The 16,652-nt window shown below is 53.8% G+C and carries 16 protein-coding genes and 1 tRNA gene; 4 read left to right on the plus strand and 13 right to left on the minus strand.

Features of this window, described 5'->3' with window-relative positions:
• Nucleotides 1–26: 26 nt before the first annotated feature.
• Nucleotides 27–464, minus strand: a complete 438-nt coding sequence (locus FFI61_RS10430) for a Spy/CpxP family protein refolding chaperone (protein ID WP_200202016.1) — start codon at nucleotides 462–464, stop codon at nucleotides 27–29.
• 214 nt (nucleotides 465–678) lie between these two features.
• Between FFI61_RS10430 and ylqF the strand changes: the two genes are divergently transcribed.
• Nucleotides 679–1,614, plus strand: a complete 936-nt coding sequence (gene ylqF, locus FFI61_RS10435; protein ID WP_200202017.1) for a ribosome biogenesis GTPase YlqF — start codon at nucleotides 679–681, stop codon at nucleotides 1,612–1,614.
• Nucleotides 1,615–1,712: 98 nt separating this feature from the next.
• Nucleotides 1,713–2,468, plus strand: coding sequence for a fumarate/nitrate reduction transcriptional regulator Fnr (fnr, locus tag FFI61_RS10440; protein ID WP_200370247.1), 756 nt, complete (start codon nucleotides 1,713–1,715; stop codon nucleotides 2,466–2,468).
• A gap of 27 nt (nucleotides 2,469–2,495) precedes the next feature.
• On the opposite strand, the gene FFI61_RS10445 is transcribed toward fnr, so the two are convergent.
• Complete coding sequence (locus tag FFI61_RS10445; protein ID WP_200370255.1) at nucleotides 2,496–3,374, minus strand: SDR family oxidoreductase; 879 nt, start codon at nucleotides 3,372–3,374, stop codon at nucleotides 2,496–2,498.
• Nucleotides 3,375–3,539: 165 nt separating this feature from the next.
• On the opposite strand from FFI61_RS10445, the gene FFI61_RS10450 reads away from it, so the two are divergent.
• A complete protein-coding gene (locus FFI61_RS10450) occupies nucleotides 3,540–3,896 on the plus strand; it encodes a hypothetical protein (RefSeq protein WP_200202118.1) in 357 nt (118 codons plus the stop codon).
• A gap of 5 nt (nucleotides 3,897–3,901) precedes the next feature.
• Here FFI61_RS10450 and alr read toward each other — a convergent pair whose 3' ends face one another.
• The 8 genes from alr to rnr all read right to left on the minus strand — a co-directional run bounded on the left by alr (nucleotide 3,902) and on the right by rnr (nucleotide 12,170).
• Nucleotides 3,902–4,978 (minus strand): alanine racemase, encoded by a 1,077-nt coding sequence (gene alr / locus FFI61_RS10455; protein WP_200370256.1) that lies wholly within the window; start codon nucleotides 4,976–4,978, stop codon nucleotides 3,902–3,904.
• On the minus strand, nucleotides 4,978–6,384 hold the full coding sequence (gene dnaB / locus FFI61_RS10460) for a replicative DNA helicase (protein ID WP_200202021.1): 1,407 nt from the start codon (nucleotides 6,382–6,384) through the stop codon (nucleotides 4,978–4,980). The genes alr and dnaB overlap by 1 nt, the downstream gene beginning before the upstream one ends.
• Nucleotides 6,385–6,615: 231 nt before the next feature.
• Entirely contained in the window at nucleotides 6,616–7,062 is a 447-nt protein-coding gene (rplI, locus tag FFI61_RS10465) for a 50S ribosomal protein L9 (RefSeq protein ID WP_200202022.1), read from the minus strand.
• A 20-nt stretch (nucleotides 7,063–7,082) separates the two neighbouring features.
• A complete protein-coding gene (locus FFI61_RS10470) occupies nucleotides 7,083–7,949 on the minus strand; it encodes a hypothetical protein (protein ID WP_200202023.1) in 867 nt (288 codons plus the stop codon).
• Between the two features lie 25 nt (nucleotides 7,950–7,974).
• Nucleotides 7,975–8,205 carry a 30S ribosomal protein S18 gene (gene rpsR, locus FFI61_RS10475; protein WP_007154918.1) on the minus strand — a complete coding sequence of 77 codons (231 nt, stop codon included), beginning with the start codon at nucleotides 8,203–8,205 and terminating at the stop codon, nucleotides 7,975–7,977.
• A 25-nt stretch (nucleotides 8,206–8,230) separates the two neighbouring features.
• Entirely contained in the window at nucleotides 8,231–8,674 is a 444-nt protein-coding gene (rpsF, locus tag FFI61_RS10480) for a 30S ribosomal protein S6 (protein WP_200370257.1), read from the minus strand.
• Between the two features lie 232 nt (nucleotides 8,675–8,906).
• The gene (gene rlmB / locus FFI61_RS10485; protein WP_200202025.1) at nucleotides 8,907–9,644 is read right to left on the minus strand and encodes a 23S rRNA (guanosine(2251)-2'-O)-methyltransferase RlmB; all 738 of its coding nucleotides are present in this window, start codon (nucleotides 9,642–9,644) and stop codon (nucleotides 8,907–8,909) included.
• 15 nt (nucleotides 9,645–9,659) lie between these two features.
• Nucleotides 9,660–12,170 (minus strand): ribonuclease R, encoded by a 2,511-nt coding sequence (gene rnr / locus FFI61_RS10490; RefSeq protein WP_200370258.1) that lies wholly within the window; start codon nucleotides 12,168–12,170, stop codon nucleotides 9,660–9,662.
• 255 nt (nucleotides 12,171–12,425) lie between these two features.
• Between rnr and FFI61_RS10495 the strand changes: the two genes are divergently transcribed.
• Nucleotides 12,426–12,512 (plus strand) — tRNA-Leu (locus tag FFI61_RS10495).
• Between the two features lie 170 nt (nucleotides 12,513–12,682).
• Here FFI61_RS10495 and FFI61_RS10500 read toward each other — a convergent pair.
• The 3 genes from FFI61_RS10500 to FFI61_RS10510 all read right to left on the minus strand — a co-directional run bounded on the left by FFI61_RS10500 (nucleotide 12,683) and on the right by FFI61_RS10510 (nucleotide 16,643).
• On the minus strand, nucleotides 12,683–14,602 hold the full coding sequence (locus FFI61_RS10500) for a hypothetical protein (protein ID WP_200370355.1): 1,920 nt from the start codon (nucleotides 14,600–14,602) through the stop codon (nucleotides 12,683–12,685).
• Nucleotides 14,603–14,746: 144 nt separating this feature from the next.
• Nucleotides 14,747–15,886: an acyl-CoA dehydrogenase family protein gene (locus FFI61_RS10505; RefSeq protein ID WP_200370265.1), complete on the minus strand. Its 1,140-nt coding sequence runs from the start codon at nucleotides 15,884–15,886 to the stop codon at nucleotides 14,747–14,749.
• Nucleotides 15,887–15,971: 85 nt separating this feature from the next.
• The gene (locus FFI61_RS10510; protein WP_200370356.1) at nucleotides 15,972–16,643 is read right to left on the minus strand and encodes a flavin prenyltransferase UbiX; all 672 of its coding nucleotides are present in this window, start codon (nucleotides 16,641–16,643) and stop codon (nucleotides 15,972–15,974) included.
• Nucleotides 16,644–16,652 lie beyond the last annotated feature (9 nt).

The raw sequence follows: 16,652 nt of genomic DNA on the forward strand, positions 1-16,652 counted from the left end.
AAGACAAGAAGGCAGCAAGGCTTGTATTACTGACCCTGCTGCATCATCTGGCGCTGCTGCATTTGCTGACGCATTTCCTGCATTTTCTTGTCAAGCTCATCACGCTGCTCTTGAGTGAACACTCTATCCACCTTGGCCTGCATGAGTGCTGAAAGCGTAGCGATCTCACCGGTCACGTCGCCCAAGCTTTCTCCCTGCTCGCGGATAGCAGCTTCATTGTAATCTGCCTTGATCTCAGCCTGCATCTGCTCTTGCAGGGCACGAGCCTCTTCGCGCAAGGAACCGATCTCGCCCTGCATTTTTTCAAGAATGCCACGAATTTCTTTTTGCTGATCCTCGGACAGTCCTACCATCTGGGCCAACTGGTCAACCTGATCCGGCTGCCCACCTGCTTGCTGAGCCAGTACAGGTGCAGAAAGGCTCAATGCCACAAGAGCAGTACCGAACAGTTTTGCGAGCTTCATAAACATCTCCGTTAACAATTTGGTTTGGTTAATCGACTGGTTTCACAGCCTAAAGCATCCCGACCTCGCTTTTCACCCCAACACCCCTTCTTTTTGTACAGGTTGTGAGCCAGGCCCGCTCAAAAGCCGCCACACCAGCGCATTGAAACAAATGTGAAAGTTTGGTCATTCCCCTTCATAATGGCGCCATTCACATACTTACGGAGCGTAACCGATGGCCATTAACTGGTTTCCAGGGCACATGCACAAAGCCCGCAAGGAGATCAAAAAGATCATGCCTCAGATGGACCTCATCATTGAGGTACTGGACGCCCGCATCCCCTTCAGCAGCGAAAACCCTCTGGTGCCCGCCTTGCGCGGCGATACACCGCTGCTAAGAGTCCTTAACAAGCGTGACCTCGCTGACCCGGCAATCACAGCTCAATGGCAAACCTGGCTTGAAAGAGAGCGGGGCGTAAGAACCATCACCCTCACCCACAATCAACGGGGCGAAGCGCTGGACATACTGCGGCTAGCCGGGGAAATGACCCCTAACCACGATCGCCAGATAAGCGCTTTGCGGGTAATGATTCTGGGCATACCCAACGTCGGCAAATCCACACTGATCAACACCCTCGCGGGCCGTCCGGTTGCCAAAACCGGTAATGAGCCAGCGGTTACCAAGGCACAACAAACCATCAAACTGCCGGATAATATCTTGCTCTACGATACTCCGGGGTTTCTGTGGCCAAAACTCTCACCCGAGGAATGCGGATACCGGCTGGCAATCACCGGCGCCATACGCAGCTCCGTTCTGGATTTCGAAGACATTGCGATGTTTGAGGCAGACTACCTGCGGGAAGCCTACCCCGAGCTAGTGAAAGCCCGATACGGTTTTGACGAGTTGCCGGCAGATGGCCTGGCACTCATGGACGGTATTGCAAAAAAGCGGCGCTTCCTCGGCCGTGGCGGAGTCCCGGACCTGAACAAAGTCTCTGAAGTGCTGCTCAATGAATTCCGTGCTGGCACGCTAGGGCGGATCTCTCTGGAGACACCGGAAATGGTGGAACGGGAAATGAAAGAAGCTGCAGTTGCAGAAGCCGAAAAGGAAGCAAAACTTGCGGAGAAGAAAGCCACCGCTAAAGCAACCCGCTCCGGCCGCCGGCATTAAGCTAAATATGCATATCCTTAGATTTGATCATTGGCAAACCAGTGCCGGCGTATTAGAGTGAACGTTTGACTTGCATCAATTTGGACGGTTTACCAAAAATGGCTCAAGCAATTAGATTTCGCCAAGCACCCTCGCCTCTCAAGGCATCCTGCCAAGAGTGCAGCCTGAGCAACCTGTGCCTGCCTCTGGCCATTCAGGACAACGATCTGGACAGCCTGGAGGACATAGTGCAGCAGGGGCGCATGTACAATCGTGGCGAGCATATTTTCGATCAAAGCACGCCTTCTCGCTCCTGCTTCGCAGTAAAAAGTGGCTCAGTCAAAACGTCGATTATTACCGAAGGTGGTGAGGAGCAGGTTACAGGCTTCTTCATGCCGGGAGAGCTTGTAGGCCTGGACAGCATGAGCGGTGAATCCTATGCGTGCACTGCCAAAGCGCTGGAGCGTACCAGCGTGTGCGAGTTTCCGATAGACAAACTCGAGGAGCTCACAGGCAAACTGCCGGATTTACAGCACCACATGTACCGCCTGATGAGCCAGGAGATTCAGAACAGCCATCAACTGGCCATGCTGCTTAGCAAGAACACTGCGGAAGAGCGTATTGCTGCACTGCTTCTTTCGCTGTCCAGCCGCTTCCAGCGCAGGCGCATGTCACCCACCAATTTCAGCCTGCCGATGGCACGAAATGATATCGCCAACTTTCTTGGACTAGCCGTTGAAACAGTCAGCCGCGTATTCACTCGCTTCCAGAACCAGGGCATTATCCGCGCGCGAGGCCGCGAGGTAGAATTACTGGATGTTGAAGCTCTGCAACTGGTCACCCGGGAGTTTTCCCGCCAAAATTGCCAGCAGTAAACGGCTTTTTACCAAAACCGGCTGCCGCTATTTCGTCGGCGTGCCGGCTTCCACCCGCACCCTACCTTCCTTCAACATCGCTAACTCATTAGCCAACCCGGAACGCCAGGGTTGTTGCTTGATTCCAAATGTATTGCGGATTTTGGTACAGATCAGCGTTGTATTAGGCGGCTCAAGAGCACCCCATGGTGGCATCTCATCCACAACGTGAATATCTTCCGGAATACCCGGCAAGCCAGCAATGGCAAGTCCCAGCTCATACAGGCTGATTTCTTCGGCGCCAGCATACTGGTATGTCCCCCACACCTCTGCACCGCAATCTAGTTGCTGGATAACAGCGGTCATTACTCTGGCAAGGTCTTTCAGTGATACGGGCTGCCCAACACAGCGTCCTGGCAATGTCAGAGTCTCATTTGCCGCAGTGCTGGCTTGAACCTTGCGAATAAACCGACCCAGACTCCAGCCGGTGCGCAAAATGATGTGCCGGGGTAAAAGTGTGCGCAAGGCTTGCTCACACTCCCACTGCCAGCTGCCCAACTCATTCACCGGCTGACCAGGATTGGAGGCGATATAGCCACTTTGTTTACGACCATCAAAAACATAACACGATGATAACTGGAACAACGCCATGCCTTTGTCGCGGGCAAACTCCGCAATAGCCACCGGAAGTGAAAATGCTGCTTTATGGGTACCTTCGGGGTCGCACTCTGCAGCTTCCGGATCTGCCAGCCAGAGCGCATTGACAATAAGATCGGTGTCTTCCGGAATCCAGCGTTCCAGAGCACTGAGGTTAGCTCCCGCAGGATCACTGACGAGCAAAGGACTGACATGCAGAGAGGTTTCCCTGAGCCGCTCAAGCAGAACTTTCCCCAAAGGGCCGTAATCGTGAACAACAAGTACATGCACTAGGGTTCAATGCCTCCGGATATTACTGATATGACGGGCCAGATGCCCTTTATAGCCAATGGCTTCATTCTGCCGCTTCGTAGAATGATCGCATCTCACGATGCCGCCAGGCGACTCTGCACAGCACTGTCATCTTTATCAGAAGCATACAACACAGGGACTACCATGCTGAAACACCACAGCCATATTGTTGCCCCCATTCCCGACGAGTTGCGCACGCGCGCCCTCTATACAGTGGAAGAACTTCGCAGCCGGGGCAAAGCCGACAAAGAGGCCGTCGACAAGCTCTACAACTTGATCATAGATATGACCGACGCAGGCCTGGACTTTTTTTTCATCGAGCCTCTGCGGCGACTAAGAGCAAGCAAGATGATGTTAAGCATGGCAAAAGTTGGCATTAGCAGCATGCTTAAGGGCAGCAAGATGGTTGTCCACAAAGTACTTAAAAAACTGGATGACCGCAGCCTGGCCGCCATTCTGGATTTCATTGAAGAAATCATCCATGAGCCGGAAAATACCTGACCAGGTTACCGGGAAATCCTCGGAACCCGGCTGGTGAGGCCCGTCAAGAGCTCATAGGAGATAGTGCCAGCACAACTTGCGACCTCATCGATTCCAACAGTGCGGCCCCAAAGTTCAACAGGATCTCCCACCATGGCCTCTGGCGCATTACTCAGATCCACCGCCAGCATATCCATCGAAACCCGACCAATCAGCCGGATACGACAGCCAGCAATGGCAGCAGGCGTGTCCGTTCCGGCATGGCGGGGATACCCATCTCCGTAGCCAACGGCAACCATACCCATTCGGGTGTCGCGCTCTGCAACCCAGGCAGCGCCATAACCAACGCTTTCACCTGCCTTAACAACCCGGGTAGTGATTAGCGGCGCCTCAAGGGTCATCACTGGTTCAAGACCAAGTTCGGGCCCCGTTTTCCCGACGATCGGTGAGCCACCATAGAGCATGATGCCAGGTCGACTCCAATCAAACAGCGGCTGACCGGGAATGAAATGGGCTGCAGAATTGCCAACACTTTTCATCATTGAGGGCCAAGGTGAAGTTGCCGCTTCAAAGTTCGCTGTCTGGGCTAGTGTCATTGTGCTCCCGGCATCGTCGGCACAGGCAAAATGGCTTACAAAGCCCAGCAACCTGGACGTAGCTCCCATTTTTTCCAGCTTGGCCATAACGGCAGGCAGATCCTCTGCACGAAAGCCCAAACGGTTCATACCGGTATTTACTTTCAGCCAGAAGGCAGGCACAGCACCACCCTGCTCCATCCACGCAAGCTGGTGTTCACCATGCAGTACCGGCTCGAAGTTATTTTGTACGCAGTCCGCCAGGTCACCTGCCGCATGTACGCCCTGGAGTAACACTACAGGTTGAGCCTGGCCTGCTGCCCGAATAGCCCAAGCTTCTTCAATACAAGCGACCGCGTACTTGGGCACAATATTCGCCAGTGCAGATGCGATCCTGACGATGCCATGACCATACCCATCAGCCTTCACAACAGCCATAACTTCGGCACCGCCCGCAAGCTCGCAAGCTTTGCGGTAGTTGGCACGCAAGGCATCAAGATCAATGCGAGCGACGGTACTCCGTGGCATCAGTATTCTCCTCCATAGTCCCCGTAGTCACCGCTAGCGAGGTCTTCAAATTTTGTGTATTTACCGATAAACGCAAGGCGTATGGTGCCAATAGGGCCATTACGCTGCTTGCCGATGATAATTTCGGCCACGCCCTTGTCTGGCGTATCTTCGTTGTACACCTCATCACGATAAACAAACATGATGACGTCTGCGTCCTGCTCAATCGCACCCGACTCACGCAAGTCAGAGTTAATCGGGCGTTTGTTGGGGCGCTGCTCAAGACTTCGGTTAAGCTGCGAAAGTGCGACCACCGGGCAACTAAGCTCTTTCGCTATGCCTTTCAGAGACCGGGAAATCTCGGAGATCTCCGCAGTCCGGCCTTCGGTGTTCCCTGGCACCCTCATCAACTGCAGATAATCCACCATAATCAGGCCGATTTTGCCTCCGTTCTCACGGGCAATACGGCGTGCGCGAGAGCGTAGCTCAGTAGGGCTAAGACCCGGCGTATCATCAATATACAAAGGTTTGTCTTTAAGCAGACTGACAGCAGAGGTAAGCCTTGGCCAATCATCTTCTTCCAGCTTTCCGCCGCGAACCTTGCTCTGGTCAATGCGGCCGAGAGAGGAAAGCATACGCATGGCCAGAGCATCTGCTGGCATCTCCATACTGAATACGAGAACCGGAGTACCGGTACTGATCAGCGCATTCTCGACGATGTTCATGGCGAAGGTGGTTTTACCCATAGAGGGTCGCCCCGCCACAATAATAAGATCGGCCGGCTGCATACCGGAGGTTTGCTCATCCAGATCCCGGAATCCGGTAGTAAGCCCTGTGGTTTGCTCACCGGATTCGAACAATTCTTCAATACGGCTCAGGGTTTTGGTCAGAATCGGGTTGATGGATTGGGGGCCCGAACCTTCCTTGACTCTGGACTCGGCAATCTGGAATACATTGCGCTCTGCCTCATCCAGAATCTCGCTGCTGTTGCGCCCTTGAGGGTTAAACGCTGAGTCTGAAATTGTGCCTGAAACTTCCACGAGCTGCCGAAGGATAGAGCGCTCCCGGACGATCTCTGCATAGGCTCGAATGTTGGCAGCACCCGGTGTTTTCTCTGCCAGCTCCGCGAGATAGGACAAGCCACCGGCATCTTCGATATCGCCAGCACGCTCCAGGAACTCAGCCAGAGTGACAACATCCAGCGGCTCGTTTTCGCTAGCCAGCCGCTCCACCGCGCCAAAGATAAGCCGATGGTCCTGACGATAAAAATCGGCAGCGGAGATTATCTCGGTAATTTCATCAAATCGCCGGTTATCCAGCATCAGACCACCCAGCACGGCCTGCTCCGCTTCAGCGGAATGAGGAGGCACCTTGATGCGGCTGGTTTCCGGATCGGTGATTGCAGGTTTCAGATTAGGCTTGGCCATGAACACATCTTCAGTTGAACATCACAGCCACGACAGTGTTTGTGGAAGGTCGCAGCAATGGAGGGGGTTACCGGAGTTAACAGCATACCAGAAAGCAACAGGCCCGAAAGCCGTATTAAACGGTTCGGGCCTGTTGGGTTGACCGCCTGCAAACTCCGAAAAGCTTACACCCGGCCACCAGCGTATTACAGAGACCGGGGCAAGCCCGGCACTGCTTCCGAAGAAGACAGATTACTCAGCAACAACCGCCAGCTTAACAGTTACTTCAACATCAGAGTGCAGGTGAAGCTCGATTTCGTATTCGCCAGTTGACCGCAGCGGGCCTTCTGGCAAGCGAACTTCGCTCTTCTCTACTTCGGTACCTGCGGCAGTGATTACGTCAGCAATATCACGCACACCGATGGAGCCGAACAGCTTGCCTTCATCGCCTGCTTTGGAGGTTACTGTGAAGGATGCACCTTCCAGAGCCTCAGCGCGGGTCTGAGCTGCTGCCAGCTTCTCGGCTGCTGCTTTCTCAAGCTCGGCACGACGCTCTTCGAACGCCTTCACGTTTGCTTCAGTGGCAGGCGCAGCCTTGCCGTAAGGAAGCAGGTAATTACGGCCGTAACCGGACTTAACTTTTACCTTGTCGCCCAGGGTGCCAAGGTTTGCAACTTTCTCGAGCAGAATAACTTCCATCTCGTTAACCTCTTCGTGCTTTATTCAGCCGGCCCGGCAGGCTTTATTCGCCTCCGGATATCCAGCCAGCTATCCACAAAAGCCAGAACCACTAACAGAATCATCAGGCTTGGGCCCAGAAGCACCAGTGCAACGTAAAACATTGCAAGCCACTGGCCACTCAGATTTTTACGACCAACAATGCCATGAATCAGTGCCAGGCCCGCCAAAAACATCGGCGTTCCGGCTATCCAGACCAGCAACATAGCATTCAACCCGAGAAACGGGCCAACAACCATGGTGGCGATAAGAACCACAGCAACGGCGGGTGACAGCTTGAGATCATGAAATTCCTTGCGGAAACCGCCAGGATTATATAACCCCGACTGCCACGACCTTGCCAGCATTGTCATGCCCACGCCGACTGCCAGATAACTACCGGCCATGCTGGCGTTCATGGTGTCCCGAATAACCGTCTCAAGATCACTCCCAAGAGCACGGGCCACCTCAGCATTGTACTGCTCGTAAAAACTGACCCCGGTGCGAACGAGCTCGTCCATCAAACCGGGATACACCATGGGCAAGACAAGCCCCATGACGATCGCCAGAAAACTCCCTCCGAGAAGGGCTCTTTCCCAGGACAGGGTTGTTCTCAGCATGGATGCCATAAGCATCACCTGCAGTAGCACCGCCAGAGCTGTAGGATCGCCCCCGAACACACTCCAACCAAGAGCTGGAAGTAATGCCCAAAGGCCAATATTAAGCCCCTGACTGATGCCAAGCCTGAGAATAACCAGGCCAACAACCGCTGCGCCAATCCAGAACAACAAAGGTATTGCAGTAGTGACTGCTGCTACCCCGCTGGCCTGCAGGGGACCGCGCATTACAAATTGTGCCAGTGCACGCATGGTCCCAAGTCCTGTCTATCTGTTCTTAGTTATCGTGGCTATCCGAGTACGGCAGCAGTGCCAGGTAGCGGGCGCGCTTGATAGCGGTAGCCAGCTGACGCTGATAACGTGCTTTTGTGCCAGTAATACGGCTAGGCACGATTTTGCCGGTTTCAGTAATGTAGCCTTTCAGGGTGTCCAGATCCTTGTAATCGATCTCTTTAACACCTTCTGCCGTGAAGCGGCAGAATTTACGACGTCTGAAAAAACGAGCCATAACGTAACTCCTCAACTCCGGTTAATTACTCTTCTTCGTCCTGGGAATCCGCTGTCTGAGAATCGTCCTGGCTTTCGCCGTGACGGTCATCAGAAGATTCAGCTGAACGGCGCGGACGATCTTCTCCGCCGGAACGACGGTCCTCGCGGGACTCAGCGGCTTTCATCGGAGACATATCGGTAACAGCTTCATCGCGACGCAGAATCAGGTCACGGATGATGGCATCGTTGAACCGGAAGTTGTGAGTCAGCTCGTCCATTGCTGCCTGTGAACATTCAACGTTCATCAGCACATAGTGAGCCTTGTGAATCTTGTTGATCGGGTATGCCATGTGACGACGGCCCCAATCTTCCAAACGATCTACCTTGCCGCCATCTTCAGTGATGAGGCTGGTATAACGCTCGATCATCGCGGGCACCTGCTCGCTCTGATCCGGGTGTACCATAAATACGATTTCGTAGTGACGCATGAGTTCTCCCTACGGTTTAAACAGCTTTCGCTAATTCCCGGACTGACCAGGAAGCATGAAAGCAAGGAGGTGGCAGCCTGTGCCGCCGGTTTTTTTTGCTCTATCAATAAGGCTTTAACAAAAAAGACTTGATCAAAAGCGAAGCCTTGCAAGCCTGATTAAAGGCAATACAAAACCTTCCCCCGGAAAAGGGGTCACGTATTCTAGGCGTACGCAGCCTTCTGTGCAAGAGTTAACCAAGGCGCTGGCGCAAAGCCTCATACAGACAAACACCAGTAGCAACGGAAACGTTAAGACTATCCACATGACCAAGCATGGGGATATTGACCAGTTGGTCGCAGTGCTCACGGGTGAGCCGGCGCATACCTTTGCCCTCTGCCCCCATCACCAGCGCCACCGGCCCCTTGAAGTCTGCCTGATACAGCGTGGCTTCAGCTTCGCCTGCGGTACCAATCAACCAAACCCCTTGATCCTGCAGCGTGCGCAGAAAACGCGCCAGATTAGTCACGCGTACAAAAGGTACTGTTTCCGCCGCACCACAAGCAACTTTTCGGGCGACAGCAGTCAACGAAGCGGACTTATCTTTGGGTACAATTACGGCCTGCACGCCCACTGCATCACAGGTGCGCATGCATGCACCCAGATTATGGGGGTCGGTTACGCCGTCCAAAACCAGTAAAAACGGGGGCTTGTCGCTGGCTGCAAGCTGAGCCAGAAGATCACCCTCTGTCCATTCGCGACTTTCACTGACTGCGGCAACAACACCCTGATGAACGCCACCTACCCGCTCATCCAGCTCCCGACGATGTACAACGCCCCACTTCACCCCAAGCTCATCCAGAGTGTCAGTGATACTTTTTACGCGCTTATCCTGACGACCGGTCTGAATCCAGACCTGCTGCAACCTTCCTGGCTCACGCTTGAGAACTGCTTCAACCGCGTGCCAGCCAAATACAAATTCCTGGGACACTGATTCGAATTCCTGTTATTTGCCTGTCTTGCGGGGCTTGCGTGGTTTACTCACCCCATCTGGCTTCGCTGCACCTTTCCTGGGCTTTTTGCCCGCATCACGAGCAGCCTCTGCAACCAACTGCGCTTTCGCACTCGCAGGCTTGCTACTGCGCCCAGATTTACCGGATTTTGCACCAGTAGACGCTCCGCCACGACCACGACCACGACCCTTATCGGCCCGCTTGCCATCTTTACCGCGTGTCTCGCGCTTGGACACCCCCAAGGCATCGCGATCTGCTTGCCGACGCTTGGGCTCGCTGACCAATTCCAGGTCGATCTTGCGATCTTCCATGCCAACCCGCATAACACGAACGCGCAGCTCATCTCCCAAGCGGAAGCTGATAGCCGTGCGCTCACCAATCAGACGGTGCTTGGCAGCGTCGTGTTGGAAATAGTCACCATTAAGGGTAGAAACATGCACAAGGCCTTCAATGTATACACCTGAAAGCTCAACAAAGAACCCAAAGGGCACCACCGCAGCAATCACCCCATCAAATTCCTCGCCCACGTGATCGCTCAGGAATTCGCACTTGAGCCACGCCATCACATCGCGAGTCGCATCATCAGCGCGCCGCTCTGTCATCGACACATGCTCGCCCAACTGCTCCATTTTGGCGTAATCGTAGGGGTACTCTACCAACGCTGCGTCGTGCACAGCCGGCGATACCACATCCTTCGTCACCTCAGGATTGTGAATCCGGGACTTGATAGCCCTGTGCACAATCAAATCAGGGTAGCGGCGAATCGGCGAGGTAAAGTGAGCGTAGCTTGGAAAACCCAAACCAAAGTGGCCGCTTTCTTCCGGACTGTACACAGCCTGGCTCAGCGACCGCAACATAACGGTCTGGATGACGTTGGCATCCGGCCGATCCACGATCTGGGCCAGCAGCGCCTGGTAGTCAGCCGAACTCGGCTTGTCACCACCACCCAACTGCAGACCCAGCTCACCCAGGAACAAGCGTACCGAATTGAGGCGCTCCTCGGAGGGCCCGTCGTGTACCCGGTAAAGAGCTGGCATCTTGTGCTTCTTAAGGAAGCGTGCAGCCGCCACGTTAGCGCACAGCATGCTTTCTTCTACAATTTTGTGGGCGTCATTACGATGCACCGGCACAATTTCTTCGATTTTTCGATTAGCATCAAAAACAATGCGGGTTTCGGTAGTTTCGAAGTCTATGGCCCCACGCTCTGTTCGTGCTTTGCGCAGCAACTTGTAGAGATCGTACAGATTATGCAGGTGCGGCAGCACATCCGCGTACTGGGCCGACAAGCGATAACCCGGCTCTGTATCTGGCCGCTCCAGCATGTCACTGACCTTGTTATAGGTCAGCCGTGCATGGCTGCGCATAACCGCCTGATAAAAGGTGTACCCACTGATATTACCTGCGGCGCTGATGGTCATATCCGCCACCATGCAGAGCCGATCCACATCCGGATTCAGGGAGCACAAGCCATTGGACAGCTTCTCTGGAAGCATGGGCACCACATGATCCGGGAAGTACACAGAGTTGCCCCGGCGCAGCGCCTCCTCATCAAGCGGCGAGCCTGTGCGCACATAGTGAGACACATCAGCTATCGCTACTACGAGGCGATACCCCCCCTTGCCTCGGGGCTCACAGTAAATCGCATCATCGAAGTCCCGGGCGGTCTCATCATCAATGGTCACCAGACGCATATTGCGGATATCGACCCGATTCTTCTTATCCTTCTCTTCAACTTCAGCGGCAATAGCGGCGGCCTGAGCACCTACTTCGGTAGGCCAGTTATGGGGAATATCGTATGAGCGGATAGCCACGTCGATTTCCATCCCAGGCGCCATATGCTCACCCAAAACCTCGACAATCTTGCCGGTAGGCTGGGTACGCACAGTAGGTTGGCGCAAGATATCCACAACCACATACTGACCATGGACCGCATCACCCACATGCTCTTTGGGCACCAACACTTCGTGATTGATGCGGGCGTTTTCTGGCACCACATAGGTAATGCCGCTTTCATTAAAGAAGCGCCCTACCGTTTGCTGCGTGCGATGTTCTATCACATCAACAATAACGCCTTCACGCCGGCCACGGTCGTCGACCCTGTCTACCCGGGCTGCTACCCGGTCGCCGTGAAACACCTGGCGCATTTGCCGAGCGGTGAGAAAAAGATCAGATCCGCCATCGTCCGGCACAAGAAAACCGAAGCCATCTTTGTGGCCAATAACCCGACCACTAACCAAATCGGCCTCTTCAATCGGCAGGTATGCATCACGCCGGTTACAGATAAGCTGTCCATCACGGCACATGGCAATCAAGCGACGCCGGAGCGCTTCGATGCCTTCCGGGTCTGTCTGCCCAAGCTCGGAACACAATGTTTCGTGTGTTGCCGGCGCCCCCCGCTCTTTCAAGTGCGCAATTATGAATTCCCGGCTTTGGATCGGGTTATCATATTTTTGAGCCTCACGACTGGCGTGGGGGTCTTTGTGTTTTTTATTCCTGGAAACCATTAAAATCCTTGCTCAATGCGGCGCCACAGCGGCACCCTTCATATACATTAACAACACAGTATACGTCGGCAGGCAGTAACTGCCTAACAACCCACCTTTAATACGCACAATTACTTGCCAAGTATTTACAAAAAAAATGTTTGACAGCTTAGGCGGGAATTACTAAAGTACGCGCCATCAGATGAGACAGCTTGTTCCATCTTAGGCAGAAACGCCCAGTTTTCAACAAACTAACGGCAAAGCTGCAAATCACCTGCCGAGGTGGTGAAATTGGTAGACACGCTAGCTTCAGGTGCTAGTGGGGGCAACCCCGTGGAGGTTCAAGTCCTCTCCTCGGCACCATTTCTTTCCCCAAGAAATGGCTGAAGACACTAACATTTTTTCAAAACACTGCACTTAGCTCGAATTTTCTATGCTTGGCATTCTTCTGTGCCCTGCTTTACTCTCGCACTGTATTCAATTAAAGACGCGCACCTTTGTTGCGAAACTCTGATGCGCTCTTGATTTGCCAGTTACCTCCCTCTATTTTCAGGGACTTCATCCTGGTTCAGCAACTCGACAAGATACTCGGAGAGGTTTTTGTAGCGGTACTCAATCCGGGCGTAAACTCCCGACGGTTCGTCTTCGAACTTGCGGCCACAGGCACGGTTGGCACTGTAACTCTTGAGATAGGCTTTTTGGATGAGATTGGGCGTACCGCCAAGAGGTGTCTCGCTGGTTCTTGACGGGTAATACAACACCCACTCAAATCCATTCTCCGCATCAACAGCGCTGAGCCCTGACATCTCTGGCGCCAGGAAGCCATATCGCAGCGGTCGTTTGAGACCATCCCGGGTATCAAACTCCAGGGCAAGCCCTGAAAAGGCCGCAGGTTGAGGCTCATAGCCCGCAAACTCATACCCATAAACCCCCGTGACCACTTGCGCTGCATTCTGATCAGAGTCAGCCACTATGCCCTTGCAGTCAACGAACTGGCTCCCGTAGATCAAAGACTCAAGCTCAACTCCGCCTTCCAGAAGCTGATACCCCGGAAAGCCTTCGGGAGCATCAGGAGCAGAAGCCGGTTTCGGCACCAGAGTTCGGGTAATCGTGCCGTCTTGATGGGGGATTTGCGCGACCAACTCCGCCAGCTTTCCACCGTTAAGACTCCAGCTATAAGCTATCTCGGGCTCCCCCCCTATCTCAGTTGAGCCTGGCTGAATATTCTCGAGCTGGTGACAGGCAGTGCCGGTTTCGAACCTTGCCGTGCGTGCAACCCAGTCAAATACCAGTCGCTCATCAACACCGGAATTATCGTAGGCAGTTTTACTCTGAGGCGACAGTGATGCTGAAGGCAGCCATTGGGTACTGAGCTTGGCCATATACCCATTCACACTGATCAGCCTTGCAATCTCTTTCATCGATGGAGCGAGACAGCCTTCAGAGGTTATCGATTGCAGGCGACCATCTTCGCTGTAATCAAACATCAGCTCCGCGGACACCTGTAAGTCTGAACGGTTAGCCGGCAAAGTGCCTGAACGTTCGGAGTATGCATAAACACGCTGACTGGTCAGCAGCACAGGATCACTCAATTCCACCGGAACCAAGGGCAAATCAAGTTCGTCAACATCCACGTTTGCGTAGTTGCCTTGAGCGGCCGAATCTACAACTGCAACAACATCATCGGCATTCTGCAACAGGGAAACCCCAAGAAGAAAAGCCCCCTGCGGGCTGAGGAATCGCTCTGTGCCATCGCTCTCTGGCTCAGCCAGTTTATCGTTATACGCTTTCGGAAACTGACTGGCTGAGAAGCGCGCCATGGCTCGCGCATAAGCATGGGCGCGGTCATCTTCAGCGAGAACATAATCCCTCAACAAATTAATGCCAGCAAAACCGGATAAAGACGAACTCCCGGAATCCGCCACCGGCCCCAGTGTCGTGAGTCTGCGATAACGAGCCAGCGTTGTCAGAGGGGTAATATTACGAACGCCTGGCGCGGCAGAAAGCATAAACGCGCTGGGAATCGCCACGTCTCCAGAGCGGGTTTGTTCCACGGTTTTGCCAGGCAGCGCCAGCGCATACAAAGGAAACTTAGCTGGATTGATATTGGGCCCAACCTTTGGGTCCAACTGGAGCTCCGAGATTTCCAAAGAGAACTGACCATCTTCACCGCTCATGGCAGTAGGCTCTCCGGAAGGCAGAACAACCTTGCGACCGGATGCCAGCTCATACTCCATTGGCCCAGACGTGTACTGGCTGTCGCCATCCATATCCAACCAAACCCGGGCATTTTTGAGATAGCCGTCTATCACCCTTCCTGTATAGGGTGCCGGGTCGCTGTATTGCACCCCGTCGAACTCACGGCCATCTACAGGCAGCTCATCGGATTCCTTGCCGCAGCCGGCAATGGCGAGAAAAAGTACAGAAACAGGCAGGAAAATAAGGGGCTTCATCACGGCAACCATTTATCCTTGTTAGAGGTTGTGCCGTTACTTTAGGGGATGTGGAAGCCGGAGACCTTGATAGGTTTGGCAATCTGTAAAGTTTAGTAACAAGAAAGCCTCGAGAACTGGCCCGAGGCTTTCCTTTAACCTGGCTTAAAACGCGCGGGCAACAATCTCTTTCATGATTTCGTTGGTTCCACCGTAAATGCGCTGAACTCGCGCATCAGCCCAGGCACGGGCAATCGGGTATTCCCACATGTAGCCGTAGCCACCGTGCAACTGCACACATTCATCCAGTACTTTGCACTGCAAGTCTGTGGTGTACTGCTTCAGCATGGCTGCAGTAGGTATATCCAGCTTCTTCTCCAGGTGGAGTTCCAGGCAGCGGTCGGTGAACACCCTTGCCGCAGTAATCTCTGCTTTCATTTCTGCCATTTTGAAACGGGTATTCTGGAACTTGATCACTGGCTTACCAAAAGCTTTACGCTCTTGCACGTAATCAAGCGTCCACTGCCAAGCTGCTTCTGCAGAAGCAATAGCAGTCAGGCCAATTTGCAAGCGTTCAGCAGGGAGTTCTTGCATCAACTGGAAGAAGCCCTGCCCTTCGCGCGCACCCAGCAGGTGAGTTTCAGGGATCTTTACATCCTGGAAAAACAACTCGGACGTATCCTGAGCCTTCATTCCCACTTTGTTCAGGTTCTGGCCTTTCTGGAAACCTTCCCAGGCAGATTCCACCAGGAACAGGCTGATGCCTTTCGCACCTTCTTTTGGGTCGGTTTTGGCGACAACAATCACCAGATCGGCCATTTGCCCGTTGGTAATAAAGGTCTTGGAACCATTCAGAACATAGTGATCGCCGTCCTTGATGGCTGTGGTTTTCACACCCTGCAGGTCGGAACCGGCACCCGGCTCGGTCATGGCGATAGCCGTAATCATTTCACCGGACGCCATTTTCGGCAGATATTGCTTTTTCTGTTCTTCGGAGCCGTGGTTCAGTATGTAGGGGGCAACAATATCGGAGTGCAGCGTCCAGCCAATACCTGAGAGCCCGGCACGGGAGACCTCTTCCATAATAACCGCGCTGTATCGGAAGTCAGCGCCAACACCGCCGTACTCTTCAGGCATGGTGGGGCACAAAAAACCCAGCTCGCCAGCTTTTTGCCATAGCTCGCGGCTGACCTGCCCATCTTTTTCCCACTGTTCGTGGTAGGGCGCGGCTTCTTGTTCAAGAAATTTCCGGACGGAATCCCGAAAGCCGTCAAGGTCTGCATCGAAGAGCGTACGTGGAATCATGGTAAACCTCAGTCAGTGAACAGTGTTGTAACTAGCGTTCACCAAGTCTCTTCTTGCAGGCAGGTTTGCTCAATGGTTAAAACCATCAATCCTGCTGGCCAAAACCATCGTTGCGACTCATTTTGGCGTTCACTCGAGCCTCACCCCAACGGGGCATCAGGTCTTGGGGCAAGCCCAGATGATCCAGAATTCGAGCCACGATAAAGTCCACGAGATCCTCTATCAATTCCGGGCGGTGGTAGAACCCGGGACTGGCCGGCATGATCACCGCTCCCATTTGGGTCAGCTTCAGCATGTTTTCCAGATGCACTTGCGAGTATGGCGATTCACGGGTCACCAGAATCAGTTGGCGTCGTTCTTTAAGCGCCACATCGCCCGCGCGCTCAATCAGATTGTTACTGGCACCGGTGGCAAGTGCAGAGAGGGTTCCTGTACTGCATGGGCACACCACCAAAGGGGCTTTATCGCCAGACCCGGAGGCAGGAGGTGAAAACCAGTCTTCACGCCCAAACACCACTACTTGGCCCGGCTGGGCTGATGCGTATTCCGTCAGCGCCTTTTGCATAGCTGACGGGCTTCCCGGCAGCTTCAAGTCGGTTTCAGTCGCAATAACAATTTGTGCCGCCTTGCTGACCATTACATGAACCCGGCAACCCGCTGCCACCAGGCATTGCAGCAAGCGCAGGCCATATTGGGCACCGGATGCTCCGGTGAACGCCAGGTTTATGGTCGGGGCTTTCGACACGCTCTCAGGCATGGGTTGGGT

Origin of the sequence: Marinobacter sp. DY40_1A1 (assembly GCF_016597815.1) — a bacterium.
Lineage (GTDB): Bacteria > Pseudomonadota > Gammaproteobacteria > Pseudomonadales > Oleiphilaceae > Marinobacter > Marinobacter xiaoshiensis.

Excerpts from the sequence above, each read along its gene's own strand:
- FFI61_RS10430 (WP_200202016.1), bottom strand. The coding sequence starts at position 464 with ATGAAGCTCGCAAAACTGTTCGGTACTGCTCTTGTGGCATTGAGCCTT.
- ylqF (WP_200202017.1), top strand. The coding sequence starts at position 679 with ATGGCCATTAACTGGTTTCCAGGGCACATGCACAAAGCCCGCAAGGAG.
- fnr (WP_200370247.1), top strand. The coding sequence starts at position 1,713 with ATGGCTCAAGCAATTAGATTTCGCCAAGCACCCTCGCCTCTCAAGGCA.
- FFI61_RS10450 (WP_200202118.1), top strand. The coding sequence starts at position 3,540 with ATGCTGAAACACCACAGCCATATTGTTGCCCCCATTCCCGACGAGTTG.
- alr (WP_200370256.1), bottom strand. The coding sequence starts at position 4,978 with ATGCCACGGAGTACCGTCGCTCGCATTGATCTTGATGCCTTGCGTGCC.
- dnaB (WP_200202021.1), bottom strand. The coding sequence starts at position 6,384 with ATGGCCAAGCCTAATCTGAAACCTGCAATCACCGATCCGGAAACCAGC.
- rplI (WP_200202022.1), bottom strand. The coding sequence starts at position 7,062 with ATGGAAGTTATTCTGCTCGAGAAAGTTGCAAACCTTGGCACCCTGGGC.
- FFI61_RS10470 (WP_200202023.1), bottom strand. The coding sequence starts at position 7,949 with ATGCGTGCACTGGCACAATTTGTAATGCGCGGTCCCCTGCAGGCCAGC.
- rpsR (WP_007154918.1), bottom strand. The coding sequence starts at position 8,205 with ATGGCTCGTTTTTTCAGACGTCGTAAATTCTGCCGCTTCACGGCAGAA.
- rpsF (WP_200370257.1), bottom strand. The coding sequence starts at position 8,674 with ATGCGTCACTACGAAATCGTATTTATGGTACACCCGGATCAGAGCGAG.
- rnr (WP_200370258.1), bottom strand. The coding sequence starts at position 12,170 with ATGGTTTCCAGGAATAAAAAACACAAAGACCCCCACGCCAGTCGTGAG.
- FFI61_RS10500 (WP_200370355.1), bottom strand. The coding sequence starts at position 14,602 with ATGAAGCCCCTTATTTTCCTGCCTGTTTCTGTACTTTTTCTCGCCATT.
- FFI61_RS10505 (WP_200370265.1), bottom strand. The coding sequence starts at position 15,886 with ATGATTCCACGTACGCTCTTCGATGCAGACCTTGACGGCTTTCGGGAT.
- FFI61_RS10510 (WP_200370356.1), bottom strand. The coding sequence starts at position 16,643 with ATGCCTGAGAGCGTGTCGAAAGCCCCGACCATAAACCTGGCGTTCACC.